Source organism: Rhodococcus sp. ENV425 (assembly GCF_002887785.1).
Classification (GTDB): domain Bacteria; phylum Actinomycetota; class Actinomycetes; order Mycobacteriales; family Mycobacteriaceae; genus Rhodococcus; species Rhodococcus aetherivorans.
The window spans coordinates 3,899-16,027 of sequence record NZ_PCZU01000081.1 but is presented as its reverse complement, the minus strand read 5'-3'; the positions used below and the strand labels follow the sequence as shown (position 1 = coordinate 16,027).

Below are 12,129 nucleotides of genomic sequence, written 5' to 3'. Positions count from 1 at the left end.
CGGCGGAGCGACCCGACGGGTCGGGGCCGTGTGCCATGTACCCGACCGAGTAGATGTGGATGAGTGAGCCGACGCCGGTGATCAGCAGCACGAAGCACATCGACAGCTGGTCGAGCTGGAACCCGAAGTCGATCTGCAGGCCCGCGACCGGTATCCATTCGAAGAGGCTCTGGTTCACGGCACGGTCGGCGGCGTCGCGGCCGAGCATGTCGACGAAGAGGGCGACCCCGAGCGCGAACGAGGCGAGTGCCGTCGCGCATCCGAGCAGGTGTCCCCACGTGTCGCTGCGCCGGCCGGCCAGCAGCAGCACGGCCGCGCCGAGCAGCGGCAGCGCGGGCAGCAGCCAGACGGTGGACGAGATTCCGCCGTTCATGCCGGTCCGCCCGTCGGGGCGCCGCCGGCGCGGGCCGTCGTCTCGGGCGCGGTCGTCTCGGGCGCGGTCGTCTCGGGCACAGTCTCCTCCTCGTGCGTGTGCGGACGGGCTGTCCGGGGTCGTCAGTACTTCAGGAGGTTGGCGTCGTCGACGGACACCGAACGCCGGGCGCGGAAGATGGTCATGATGATCGCCAGGCCGACGACGACCTCGGCGGCGGCGACGACCATGGTGAAGAACGCGATGACCTGACCGTCGAGGTTGCCGTGCATGCGGGCGAACGTGACGAACGCCAGGTTCGCGGCGTTGAGCATGAGCTCGATGCACATGAACACGACGATCGCGTTGCGGCGCAGCAGGACACCGGCCGCACCGATGGTGAACAACAGGGCGGACAGGTACAGGTAGTTCTCGGGGTTCACCGCGATCCCTCCTCACCGGACGAGCCGCGTCGGGGTGCGTCGCCCGCGCGTGGGCCGGCTGCTCCGTCGGCGGACATCGCCCGCCGCCGGAGCACCTCGCTGACCGACAGGTCCGAGTACGATCCGTCGGGCAGCCGGGCCGGCACGTCGACCGCGTTGTGGCGGGCGTAGACCCCGGGACTCGGCAGCGGGGTGGCGCGGCCGCCGGCGCGGAAGCGTTCCTGCGACAGTTCCTGCTGGGTCTTGCGCAGCCCGAAGCGTTCCCGATGGGCGAGGACCATGGCGCCGATCGTGGCGGTGATCAGCAGGGCTCCGGTGAGTTCGAACGCCCAGACGTACCGTACGAAGATCAGCTCGGCCAGGCCGGCGATGTTGCCTGCGGCGTTCGCGTCGTCGAGGCCGGCGAACTCCCCGACGGCGGCGTTGCCGAGACCGCCGACGAGCAGCAGCCCGAATCCGAGGCCGGCCGCGATCGCGGCGACCCGCTGGCCGCGCAGGGTCTCGACGAGCGCGTCGGAGGAATCGACGCCGACGAGCATGACCACGAACAGGAACAGCATCATGACCGCCCCCGTGTACACCACGATCTGCACGACGCCGAGGAACAACGCGTCCTGGGCGATGTAGAACACCGCGAGGATGATCATGGTGACGGCGAGGAACATCGCCGAGTACACGGCCTTGGTCGCGGTGACGACGCCCAGTGCGCCGATCACCGCGAGTGTTCCGAGGATCCAGAACAGCACGGCCTCACCGGTGGACGTGCGGGTGAAGGCCTCGGCCGCCAGCAGCGCCGGAGTCATCGGGTCCATCGAGACCACTCCCCTCTCCGCCGGTCACGCCACATCGCGGCCGCCTCGCGGCTGCGTCGGTTCCCGGTCGGCTTCGACGGTTCCGTCGGCGGCCGACGTGGTGCCGGGCGCGGCCTCGGTCACCGTGCCGAGGTAGTAGTCCTCGTCCGTCGTGCCCGGGTACATGTCGTGGGGCGGGGCGGCCATGCCGGGCGCGAGCGGCGCGAGCAGCCTGGTCTTGTCGTAGATCAGGTCGGTCCGGTTGTCGTCGGCCATCTCGTACTCGTTGGTCATGGTCAACGCCCGCGTCGGGCAGGCCTCGATGCACAGCCCGCACCCGATGCACCGCAGGTAGTTGATCTGGTAGACGCGTCCGTAGCGCTCCCCCGGCGAGTATCGCTCGGTGTCGGTGTTGTCCGCACCCTCGACGTAGATGGCGTCGGCGGGGCACGCCCAGGCACACAGTTCGCACCCGATGCACTTCTCCAGTCCGTCGGGATGGCGGTTGAGCTGATGTCGGCCGTGGTAGCGCGGTGCGGTCGGTTCCTTCTGCTCGGGGTAGCGCTCGGTCTGGGCCTTGTGGAACATCGCCCTGAAGGTCACTCCGAATCCCGCGATGGGATCGAGGAAGTCAGGCATCGCGGTTCTCCTCGGTGGTCGGATCGGAACGGCGCCCGGCGCCGCCCTCGGCGGCTGCGGCGACGGGGGTGCGTCGCCGCCGCGGCGGCAGCGTCTGGCCGGGCAGCGGCGGGACGGGGAAGCCCCCGGCCATCGGGTCGAACGGCTCGGCGGTCGCCGCAGACGGAGGGGCCGCCGTCCCGCCGGGGGTCCCGGTGGGCCGGGGGCGGCCGGCGCGCATGCGGTTCCACATGAGCGACGGCACCGCCAGGGCGACGACGACACCCGCCGCGGCGAGGACGAACTGCCACCGGTCCAGGCCCTCCGTGCGCAGGACGCGGATCACGGCGACGACCATGATCCAGACGAGCGCCACCGGAATCAGCACTTTCCAGCCCAGGTTCATGAACTGGTCGTACCGCAGCCGGGGCAGTGTGCCGCGCAACCATACGAACAGGAACAGGAATCCCCACACCTTGAGGACGAACCACAGCAGCGGCACCCAGCCGGAGTTCGCGCCCTCCCACATGTTCAGCGGCCACGGCGCGCGCCAGCCGCCGAGGAACAGGGTGGTGGCCAGCGCCGAGACCGTCACCATGTTGACGTACTCGGCGAGCATGAACATCGCGAACTTCAGCGACGAGTACTCCGTGTGGAAGCCGCCGACGAGTTCACCCTCGGCTTCGGGCAGGTCGAACGGTGCCCGGTTGGTCTCGCCGACCATCGCCGTGACGTAGATCAGGAACGAGGGCAGGAGCAGGAAGACGTACCAGACGCCGTCCTGGGCGGCGACGATGCCGGAGGTGGACAGCGTGCCCGACAGCAGGAAGACGGCCGCGAACGAGAGGGCCATCGCGATCTCGTAGGAGATCACCTGCGCCGTCGAGCGCAGACCGCCCAGCAGCGGGTAGGTGGACCCGGACGCCCAGCCGGCGAGCACGATGCCGTAGACGCCGATCGAGGTGGCCGCGAGGATGTACAGCACGGCCACGGGCAGGTCCGTCAACTGCAGCGGCGTGCGCTGGCCGAACACGGAGACCACCGGCCCGAGCGGGATGACGGCGAACGCCATGAACGCCGGCACTGTCGCGATGATCGGCGCGAGGACGTAGATGGGTTTGTCCACGCCCGCGGGCACGATGCCCTCCTTCAGGGCGAGTTTGACGCCGTCGGCGAGGCTCTGCAGCAACCCGCGCGGGCCCACCCGGTTCGGGCCGACCCGCATCTGCATGCGCGCCAGGATCTTTCGCTCCGCAAGAATCGCGACGAGCACCGTCAACACCAGGAAGGCGAAGACGGCCACCGCCTTGACGACGACCAGCCACCACGGATCCTGACCGAACGACGCCGGATCGGGGTACCCGGACTGCGCCGACAGGGCACCGGGAACCGGCACCGCCGCGGCGCCGAACAGAACGGCGTCACTCATCGGTCACCTCCTGCGACCGGGCGTCGCCCCGGCTGATCCGGACGGTATCCCCCACGGACGCGGCCAGTTGCCGATGCACCGCGCATCCCGGCGAATTGAGCGGCACCCACACGACCCGGTCGGGCATGTCGGCGATCGCCAAGGGCAGCGTGATCGAGCCCCGGTCCGTCGCGACGGTCACCGGATCCCCGGCGTCGGCGCCGATCTCGGCGGCGGTGACGGCGGACAGCCGGGCCACCGGCCGGCGGGCGGTCCCGGCGAGATGCGGTTCGCCGTCCTGCATCCGTCCGCGGTCGAGGAGCATCCGCCATCCCGCGAGCACCGCCTCACCGGGGCCCGGCTGCGGGCGGTCCCGCGGCGCGACGTCCGGCGGACCGGCAGGTGCGCCGTCCCAGGAACCCAGCGCCGCGAGCTCGTCGAGAGCCGCCGCGGCGTCGACGAGGCCGAGGCGGACGCCCATCTCGTCGGCGATCGCGCCGAGGACCCGCTGATCCGGCAGGGCGCCGGTGTTGCGCAACGCGGCGGCGAAGGGGCGCGCCCGGCCCTCCCAATCGAGGAAGGTTCCCGGTTTCTCCACCGCGGGTGCGACGGGGAAGACGACGTCGGCCCGGTCGGTGATCGCGCTGCGCCGCAGTTCCAGGCTGACGACGAAGCCGGCGGCGTCGACCGCGGCGACAGCGGCGTGCGGGTCGGGCAGGTCGTCGACGTCGACCCCGCCGATCACCAGGGCTCCGAGCGTGCCCGACGCGGCGTCGGTGAGGATCTGCGCCGTGTCCCGGCCGGCGGACGGCGGCAGGTCCGGCACGCCCCAGACGGCGGCGACCTGGCGTCGGGCGTCGGCGTCGGTGACCGGTCGGGCGCCGGGCAGAAGTCCCGGCAGGGTCCCGGCCTCCAGCGCACCGCGTTCACCGGCCCGCCGCGGGATCCACGCCAGCCGCGCGCCGGTGTCGTCGGCGAGACGGCCGACGGCCGACAACGCCCCCGGCACCGCGGCCAGCCGCTCCCCCACCAGGACGACCGCACCGGGTCGGCGCAGGAGCTCGGCGGTCTCCGCTTCGTCCCGGTGTCCGGGCCGACCGGCGAGGCGGAGGGTGTCGAGCAGGTCCGGTTCGGCGCCCGGGACGGCCGGCAGGAGCCGGCCGGACAGCTTCTCGAGGCCACGGCTCGCGAACGGTGCGATCGCGCGCACCGCCAGCCCCCGCCTGCGGACCGCCTTGCGCAGCCGCAGGAACACGATGGGCGACTCGTCCTCGGGCTCGAATCCGGCGAGCAGCACCGCGGGGGCGTTCTCGAGGTCGTCGTAGGTCACGGCGCCGGCGCCGGGCCACCGGCCGGCGACCCGGGCCGCCAGGAATTGTGCCTCCTCCGCGGAATGCGGACGCGACCGGAAGTCGATGTCGTTGGTGTCCAGGCCGATACGCGCGAACTTGCCGTACGCGTACGCGTCCTCGACGGTGACGCGGCCGCCGACGAGCACGCCGGTACGGCCGCGCGCGGCGGTGAGTCCGCGGGCGGCGACCCGCAGGGCGTCGCGCCACGAGGCGGGTGCGAGCGTGCCGTCGTCGCCCCGGACCAACGGGGTGGTGAGGCGGTCGGGCTGGGTGGCGTAGGTGAAGGCCCACCGGCCCTTGTCGCAGTTCCATTCCTCGTTGACCTGCGGGTCGTCACCGGCCAGCCGGCGCAGCACCGTGCCGCGCCGGTGGTCGGTGCGCTGGGCGCAGCCGCTGGCACAGTGTTCGCACACGCTCGGGCTCGACACCAGGTCGAACGGCCGGGCGCGGAACCGGTAGGCCGCCCCCGTGAGCGCGCCGACCGGGCAGATCTGCACGGTGTTGCCGGAGAAGTAGGACTCGAACGGTTCCTTCTCGTAGATGCCGACCTGCTGCAGGGCGCCGCGTTCCATCAGTTCGATGAAGGGGTCGCCGGCGATCTGCTGGGAGAACCGTGTGCACCGGGCGCAGAGCACGCATCGCTCGCGGTCCAGGAGGATCTGCGAGGAGAGCGAGATCGGTTTGGGGAACGTGCGTTTGACCTCGGTGAAGCGGGACTCGGCACGCCCGTTCGACATTGCCTGGTTCTGCAGGGGACATTCGCCGCCCTTGTCGCAGACCGGGCAGTCCAGCGGATGGTTGATCAGCAGCAGCTCCATCACGCCCTTCTGCGCCTTGTCGGCCACAGGCGACGTCAGCTGCGTGTGCACGACCATGCCGTCCGTCACCGGGGTTGTGCACGAGGCGACGGGCTTGCGCTGGCCCTCCACGTCGACCAGGCACTGGCGGCACGCGCCGACGGGTTCGAGCAGCGGGTGGTCGCAGAATCGGGGAATCTGGACGCCGAGCAGTTCCGCGGCGCGGATGACGAGGGTGCCCTTCGGGACGCTGATCTCGACGCCGTCGACGACGACGGTCACCAGATCGGGCGGGGTCGGCAGGCCGGTGGTGTCGTGGTTGGTGTGGACGCTCATCGCGTACCCCCGTCGTTCGGTCGGCCCGCACCGGCGCCCGCCATGAGGGTGGACAGGTGCGGGTCGAACGGGCAGCCGCCGTGCTCGAAGTGCGCCAGGTACTCGTCGCGGAAGTATTTGATCGACGACGTGATGGGGCTGGTCGCGCCGTCGCCGAGTGCGCAGAACGACCTGCCGAGGATGTTGTCGGAGAGGTCGAGCAGCTTGTCCAGGTCGGCTCCGGTTCCGTCGCCTCGCTCGAGCCGCCGCAGGATCTGCACCAGCCAGTAGGTGCCCTCCCGGCACGGTGTGCACTTGCCGCACGACTCGTGCGCGTAGAACTCGGTCCAGCGCAGCACCGCGCGCACCACGCAGGTGGTCTCGTCGAAGATCTGCAGTGCCTTGGTGCCCAGCATGGAGCCGGCCCCGGCGACGCCTTCGTAGTCGAGCGGGACGTCGAGGTGCTCGTCGGTGAAGAGCGGCGTCGACGAGCCGCCGGGGGTCCAGAACTTCAGCCGGTGCCCGGCCCGCACGCCGCCCGCGTAGTCGAGCAGTTCCCGCAGGGTGATTCCCAGGGGCGCCTCGTACTGGCCGGGTGTCGTCACGTGACCGGACAGGGAGTAGAGCGTGAAGCCCGGTGACTTCTCGGTGCCCATGGAGCGGAACCACTCGATCCCGTTGTGGAGGATCGACGGCACGCTCGCGATCGACTCGACGTTGTTGACGACCGTCGGGCGCGCGTACAGGCCCGCGACGGCGGGGAACGGCGGGCGCAGCCGGGGCTGGCCGCGTCGGCCCTCGAGGGAATCCAGCAGCGCGGTCTCCTCACCGCAGATGTACGCCCCGGCGCCGGCGTGCACGACGAGTTCGAGGTCGTAGCCGCTGCCGAGGATGTCGCGGCCGAGGAAGCCCGCGGCGTAGGCCTCGGCGACCGCGGCCTGCAGCCGGCGCAGCACCGGCACCACCTCGCCGCGGACGTAGACGAAGGCGTGCGCGGCGCGGATGGCGTACGCCGCGATGACGGCGCCTTCGACGAGCGCGTGCGGTGTGGCCAGCAGCAGGGGCATGTCCTTGCAGGTGCCCGGCTCGGATTCGTCGGCGTTGACCACCAGGTAGTGGGGTTTGCCGTCACCCTGGGGGATGAAGCTCCACTTCACGCCGGTGGCGAAGCCGGCGCCGCCGCGGCCGCGCAGGCCCGCCTCCTTGACGGTGGCGATCACCTCGTCCGGGGGCATGCGCAGTGCCTTGCGCAGGCCCTCGTATCCGTCGTGGCGGCGGTAGGTGTCGAGTGTCCAGGACTCGGGCTCGTCCCAGTACCGGCTCAGGACAGGGGTCAACGGCACGTCAGCCTCCTTCGGATCGGGGTCCGGCGACCGGGCCCGGGTCGGAGGACTGGTCCGGCTCCGGCGCGGGGGCCCGCATGCCCCGCTCACGGGCGATGCGCAGGCCCGCGAGCGATGCCGCACCCGCGCTGCCGCCCGCCGCCAGGGCGCCGGGACGCTCGTCCGGGAACCCGGCGAGGATGCGGGCGGTCTGCCGGAAGGTGCATAGCGGTGCGCCCCTGGTGGGCGTGACGGGGCGGCCGGCGCGCAGGTCGTCGACGAGCGCGCGGGCCGAGTCCGGGGTCTGGTGGTCGAAGAACTCCCAGTTGACCATCACGACGGGTGCGAAGTCGCAGGCGGCGTTGCATTCGAGGTGCTCGAGGGTGATGGTGCCGGCCTCGGTGGCGTCGCCGGCGGCGTCCTCCGCGGTGCCGGCGGCTGCGGTGCGCAGCCCGAGGTGTCCCTCGAGCGCTTCGAGGATCTCGTCGCCGCCCATGATCGCGCACAGGGTGTTGGTGCAGACGCCGACGAGGTAGTCGCCGGTGGGCTCGCGCCGGTACATGGAGTAGAACGTGGCCACCGCGCCGACCTCGGCGCCGGTGAGCCCGAGCCGGTCGGCGCAGAACTCGACGCCGGCGGGGGTGATGTACCCGTCCTCGGACTGCACCAGGTGCAGCAGCGGCAGCAGGGCGGAGCGTGGCTGCGGGTAGCGGCCGATGATCTCCGCGGCGTCGGTCTCGAGGCGGGCCCGCACGTCCGCCGGGTACCGCTCGCGGGCGCCCGGCCGCACCAATCGGGTCCGCTCCTCGGGTCGTGGGCCGAATTGGATGAACACCGGGCCGGGGGCCGGGTCCGGCTCGATCGCTACTCGCTGCTCCTGCGTCAACGGTCCACTCCCCCCATCACGGGATCGATGCTGGCGACCGCGGCGATGACGTCGGCGACCATGCCGCCCTCGCACATCGCGGACACCGCTTGCAGGTTCGTGAAGGACGGGTCCCGGAAGTGCACCCGGTACGGCCGGGTGCCACCGTCGCTGACCATGTGCACGCCCAGTTCCCCGCGCGGGGACTCGACGGCGGTGTACACCTGGCCGGGTGGGACGCGGAAACCCTCGGTGACGAGCTTGAAGTGGTGGATCAGGCCCTCCATCGAGTTGCCCATGATCTTCCGGATGTGCTCCGGGGAGTTACCGAGACCGTCCGCGCCGAGGGACAGGTCGGCCGGCCACGCGATCTTCTTGTCCTCCACCATGACCGGCCCGGGTCGCAGCCGGTCGAGACACTGCTCGACGATCCTGATCGACTGCTTCATCTCGTCGATCCGGATCAGGTAGCGGCCGTAGGCGTCGCATCCGGTGTCGGTGCACACGTCGAACTCGTAGGTGTCGTAGCCGCAGTACGGTTGCGACTTGCGCAGGTCGTGCGGCAGGCCGGTCGAGCGCAGGACGGGGCCGGTGATGCCGAGGGCCATGCAGCCGGTCAGGTCGAGGTAGCCGATGCCCTGGGTGCGGGCCTTCCAGATGTGGTTCTCATTGAGCAGGTCCGCCATGTCCCGCAGCCGCCGGGGCAGCAGGTCGAGCAGGTCGCGGATCTTCTCGACCGCCCCGGCCGGCAGGTCCTGCGCGAGCCCGCCCGGACGGATGTAGGCGTGGTTCATGCGCAGACCGGTGATCGTCTCGAACACGTCGAGGATCAGTTCCCGCTCCCGGAAACCGAGGAACATCGCGGTCATCGCGCCGAGTTCCATGCCGCCGGTGGCCAGGGCGACGAGGTGCGAGGAGATCCGGTTGAGCTCCATGAGCAGCACGCGGATCACGGTGGCCCGTTCGGGGATCGCGTCGGTGATGTCGAGCAGCTTCTCGACGCCGAGGCAGTAGGCGGTCTCGTTGAAGAACGGCGACAGGTAGTCCATCCGGGTGACGAAGGTGACGCCCTGGGTCCAGGTGCGGTATTCGAGGTTCTTCTCGATGCCGGTGTGCAGGTAGCCGATTCCGCAGCGGGCCTCGGTGACGGTCTCGCCCTCGATCTCGAGCACGAGCCGCAGGACGCCGTGGGTCGACGGGTGCTGGGGCCCCATGTTGACCACGATGCGTTCGTCGCCGCGGTCGGCGGCCGAGGCGCGGGCGGCCTCGACGATGCTGTCCCAGTCCTCGCCGACGACGGTGTGGACCGGCCCCTCGGTGATGTCGGTCATCAGCTGTACGCCCTCCGCTCGTCGGGCGGCGGGATCTCCGCCCCGTGGTACTCGACGGGGATGCCGCCGAGCGGATAGTCCTTGCGTTGCGGATGTCCCGACCAGTCGTCGGGCATCTCGATGCGGGTCAGCGACGGGTGGCCGTCGAACACGATCCCGAAGAAGTCGTAGGTCTCGCGCTCGTGCCAGTCGTTGGTCGGATACACCCCGTACAGCGACGGGATGTGGGGGTCGGCGTCCGGGGCCGACACCTCGAGCCGGATGCGGCGGTTGTGGGTGATCGACATGAGCGGGTACACCGCGTGCAGTTCGCGGCCGGTGTCCTGCGGGTAGTGCGCCCCGTCGACGCCGAGGCACAGTTCGAAGCGCAGGTCCGGTTCGTCGCGCAACCGCCGGGCCACCTCGGGAAGGTGCTCGCGACGGACGTGGAAGGTCAGCTCACCGCGGTGGACGACGACCTTCTCGATCGCCGCCTCGACATCCACCCCGGACTCGGTGACGGCGGCGTGCAGGGCGTCGGCCACGTCGTCGAAGTACCCGCCGTACGGGCGCGGGGTGCTCCCGGACAGGGTCACCGGGCGTACGAGCCGCCCGTAGCCGGAGGTGTCGCCGCTGCCGCGGACCCCGAACATGCCCGTGCGGACGCCGATCACCTCGGCGCCGCCGTCGGGCCGCGCCGGCAGCGTTCCCTCGGGGCCGGTGGTGGCCGCCCGGTCCACCGGCAGTGCGGTGTCCTGCGCGCGCGTCGCGGGATCCGTAGGGCGCGAGGACCGTTCGTTGTCGGAGGAGGAGGTCACCGGGCCGACCCCCGCACCTGGAGGGTGGGCACGACGGGCCGGGCGGCGGCCAGGGCCGCCTCCTCGGCGGCCTGCACGGCCTTCTCCCGGTCCACGCCGAGCGGCATCTGCTGGATCTTCTCGTGCAGCATCAGGACGGCGTGCAGCAGCATCTCCGGCCGGGGCGGGCACCCGGGTAGGTAGATGTCGACGGGAACGATGTGGTCGACACCCTGGACGACGGCGTAGTTGTTGAACATGCCGCCCGAGGAGGCGCACACACCCATGGCCAATACCCATTTCGGCTCGACCATCTGGTCGTAGACCTGCCGCAGCACCGGGGCCATCTTCTGGCTGACCCGGCCGGCGACGATCATGAGGTCGGCCTGTCGCGGCGAGGCGCGGAACGCCTCCATCCCGAACCGTGCGATGTCGAACCGCGGCGACACGGTGGTCATCATCTCGATCGCGCAGCACGCGAGCCCGAAGGTCGCGGGCCACAGCGAACCCTTGCGCGCGAAACCGGCGAAGCTCTCCACCGTGCTCAGCAGAAAGCCGCTCGGCAACTTCTCCTCGAGACCCATGTCCGACTCTTATCACTTTCGGTCGGTGTTCGAATCCATTACGGCACAATCCCATTCCCTGTCGCGGTCATTCCCAGCCGAGACCACCCCGCCGCCACTCGTAGACGTAGGCGACGGCGACGTTGAACACGAACAGCGCCATCGCGGCCAGCCCGAAGACCCCCAGGGCATCGAGGTGCACGGCCCACGGATAGAGGAACACGATCTCGATGTCGAAGATGATGAACAGCATGGCCGTCAGGTAGTACTTCACCGGGAACCTGCCGCCGCCCGGCGGCTGCGGCGTCGGGTCGATCCCGCACTCGTAGGCTTCGAGCTTGGCTCGGTTGTAGCGGCTCGGGCCGATCACCGAGGACACGACGACCGAGAACACCGCGAAGGCGACCGCGATCCCTCCGAGCACGAGGATCGGGATGTAGACGTTCATGGCGCCTGGCTCCTCTCCGTGCGAGCCGGCCACCCGCGCCGACCCCGTTGCCCTTGCCGACCTCCACCGGCCGCTGGGGCCGAACGATCACGATACGGAGACAGTGCCGTGAGTCACTTCAACCGCATCATTGTGATGTACGGCTCAGCCTACCGGCGCGGTGTCCCGCCGAGGCGGATACGACGCGGCGTGATTTCTCCGTTTCGCCCGACCCTTGCGGGGGTGCCGGGACGCCGGGACCGGCAGATCGCCCGGACCGTGGGCCGATGCCGGCGCCCGCTTCGCGCCGCCCTCAGGTGGCGCTGCGGCCGCGCAGCAGCGCGACGACCGTCTCCGCGAGGCGGAACGGGTCGAGAGGCCGCGGCACCGCGGCCTCGGCGCGGGACCAGTCGGCCAGCCACGCGTCGTCCGCCCGGCCGGTCAGCACAACGACGGGCGGGCACTGTTCGAGTTCGTCCTTGAGTTGCTTGGCGATCCCCATCCCACCGGCGGGGGCCGCCTCGCCGTCCAGGATCGCGAGGTCGATACCGCCGGCGTCCATGCGGCGGATCACCATCGGCTCGGTCGCCACCTCGACGAAGTCGAGTTCGGGGAGCTCGGGATCGGGTCGCCGGCCCAGCGCCCGGGTGACCTGCTCGCGCGTGTCGGCGTCGTCGCTGTAGACGAGAACGCGCAGGGCGGCAGGACGGCTGGTACTCGCGGTCGAGTCGGTCACGGAGCAGATGCTACTGGCCGGAACGGAGGGCCC

Annotated in this window: 12 protein-coding genes and 1 pseudogene; all 13 read right to left on the bottom strand. The window is 70.9% G+C overall.

Annotation, left to right across the window (positions count from 1 at the left end; genetic code table 11):
• A pseudogene (locus CQZ88_RS30520) lies at positions 1–373 on the bottom strand (NADH-quinone oxidoreductase subunit L); the annotation flags it as partial.
• Positions 374–495: 122 nt separating this feature from the next.
• Entirely contained in the window at positions 496–795 is a 300-nt protein-coding gene (gene nuoK / locus CQZ88_RS06005; protein WP_006930999.1) for an NADH-quinone oxidoreductase subunit NuoK, read from the bottom strand.
• Positions 792–1,598 (bottom strand): NADH-quinone oxidoreductase subunit J, encoded by an 807-nt coding sequence (locus tag CQZ88_RS06000; RefSeq protein ID WP_170914106.1) that lies wholly within the window; start codon positions 1,596–1,598, stop codon positions 792–794. The genes nuoK and CQZ88_RS06000 overlap by 4 nt, the downstream gene beginning before the upstream one ends.
• A 33-nt stretch (positions 1,599–1,631) precedes the next feature.
• A complete protein-coding gene (gene nuoI, locus CQZ88_RS05995) occupies positions 1,632–2,225 on the bottom strand; it encodes an NADH-quinone oxidoreductase subunit NuoI (protein ID WP_029543953.1) in 594 nt (197 codons plus the stop codon).
• Entirely contained in the window at positions 2,218–3,633 is a 1,416-nt protein-coding gene (nuoH, locus tag CQZ88_RS05990) for an NADH-quinone oxidoreductase subunit NuoH (protein WP_102799389.1), read from the bottom strand. Before nuoH ends, nuoI begins: the two co-directional genes overlap by 8 nt.
• Positions 3,626–6,097: an NADH-quinone oxidoreductase subunit G gene (locus CQZ88_RS05985; protein ID WP_102799388.1), complete on the bottom strand. Its 2,472-nt coding sequence runs from the start codon at positions 6,095–6,097 to the stop codon at positions 3,626–3,628. Before CQZ88_RS05985 ends, nuoH begins: the two co-directional genes overlap by 8 nt.
• Positions 6,094–7,419 (bottom strand): NADH-quinone oxidoreductase subunit NuoF, encoded by a 1,326-nt coding sequence (nuoF, locus tag CQZ88_RS05980; RefSeq protein WP_006931004.1) that lies wholly within the window; start codon positions 7,417–7,419, stop codon positions 6,094–6,096. The genes CQZ88_RS05985 and nuoF overlap by 4 nt, the downstream gene beginning before the upstream one ends.
• Before the next feature lies 1 nt (position 7,420).
• Entirely contained in the window at positions 7,421–8,284 is an 864-nt protein-coding gene (nuoE, locus tag CQZ88_RS05975; protein WP_006931005.1) for an NADH-quinone oxidoreductase subunit NuoE, read from the bottom strand.
• Positions 8,281–9,594, bottom strand: a complete 1,314-nt coding sequence (gene nuoD, locus CQZ88_RS05970) for an NADH dehydrogenase (quinone) subunit D (protein WP_006931006.1) — start codon at positions 9,592–9,594, stop codon at positions 8,281–8,283. Before nuoD ends, nuoE begins: the two co-directional genes overlap by 4 nt.
• Positions 9,594–10,277, bottom strand: coding sequence for an NADH-quinone oxidoreductase subunit C (locus CQZ88_RS05965; protein ID WP_235193996.1), 684 nt, complete (start codon positions 10,275–10,277; stop codon positions 9,594–9,596). The genes nuoD and CQZ88_RS05965 overlap by 1 nt, the downstream gene beginning before the upstream one ends.
• Before the next feature lie 110 nt (positions 10,278–10,387).
• Positions 10,388–10,954, bottom strand: coding sequence for an NADH-quinone oxidoreductase subunit B family protein (locus CQZ88_RS05960; protein WP_006931008.1), 567 nt, complete (start codon positions 10,952–10,954; stop codon positions 10,388–10,390).
• 67 nt (positions 10,955–11,021) lie between these two features.
• Entirely contained in the window at positions 11,022–11,381 is a 360-nt protein-coding gene (locus tag CQZ88_RS05955; RefSeq protein ID WP_003937927.1) for an NADH-quinone oxidoreductase subunit A, read from the bottom strand.
• A gap of 292 nt (positions 11,382–11,673) precedes the next feature.
• Positions 11,674–12,096, bottom strand: coding sequence for a response regulator transcription factor (locus CQZ88_RS05950; RefSeq protein WP_006931010.1), 423 nt, complete (start codon positions 12,094–12,096; stop codon positions 11,674–11,676).
• Between the last annotated feature and the right edge of the window lie 33 nt (positions 12,097–12,129).